The organism is Burkholderia sp. Se-20378 (assembly GCF_017104665.1).
In the GTDB taxonomy this organism is placed as follows: Bacteria; Pseudomonadota; Gammaproteobacteria; order Burkholderiales; family Burkholderiaceae; genus Burkholderia; species Burkholderia lata.
On record NZ_JAAGPG010001145.1, the window covers coordinates 1 to 819 of the forward strand.

The following is an 819-nucleotide window of genomic DNA, read 5'->3' on the forward strand; positions in this document are numbered from 1 at the left end:
TCACGCATCCAGTCGTCCTGCGTGCGCGTCGCGAAGGTCGCACGCAGCAGCGCGCCCAGCGCGTGCCGATGCTGCTGCCGGCCCGCGCGCTGGGCGAAACGCGGCTCGCGCAGCGCTGGATACGCGTCGCCGAGCGCATCGGCGAACGCAGCCCAGAACTTGTCCTCGAGTGTCGCGAGCACGATGTGCCGGCCGTCGGCGGTCTCGAACAGGTCGTTGTCGGGCATCACCCAGCGCGCTGTGTCGCGCGTATCGCGACCGGTGCGCAGCGCCCATGCGGCCGGTGCGGTCCACGCGAAAATCGCGTCGTGGATCGACACGTCGAGATGCTGGCCGAGCCCGCTCGCGCGGGCGCTCATCACGGCCACCGCCAGCGCGAGCGCGGCATGCAGCGCGGCCGCATGATCGGCCAGCCGCACACGCGGCCGGGAGACGGTGTCGTGCAGCTGCGCGGGCACCGACCAGTAGCCGGCATCGGCCAGGAAGTTCAGGTCGTGGCCGGGGCGGTTCGCATACGGGCCGTCCTGCCCGTAGCCGGTGATCGAGCACAGCACGACGCGCGGGTTCGCCTGCGCCAGCACGTCGTAGCCGAGCCCGAGCCGCGCCATCACGCCGGGCCGGTTGCCTTCGACCACCGCATCGGCCTCGTGCACGAGATCGAGAAAGCGTGCGCGGCCGTCGGGCGTCTTCAGGTCGAGCACGATCGAGCGCTTGCCGCGATTGAACTGCGCGAACGTGTCCGCGCCGAACTGCCGCAACGCGTCACCGCCCGGCGGCTCGACCTTGATCACGTCGGCGCCGAGCTGGCGCAGCAATGCG

The 819-nt window shown here is 71.7% G+C and carries 1 protein-coding gene; it reads right to left on the reverse strand.

All coding sequences use genetic code 11. The annotated features are described in order from the left end of the window. The coding region (locus tag G3N93_RS40655) for a CaiB/BaiF CoA-transferase family protein (RefSeq protein WP_206135592.1) at nucleotides 1–819 on the reverse strand (819 nt) is incomplete at both ends.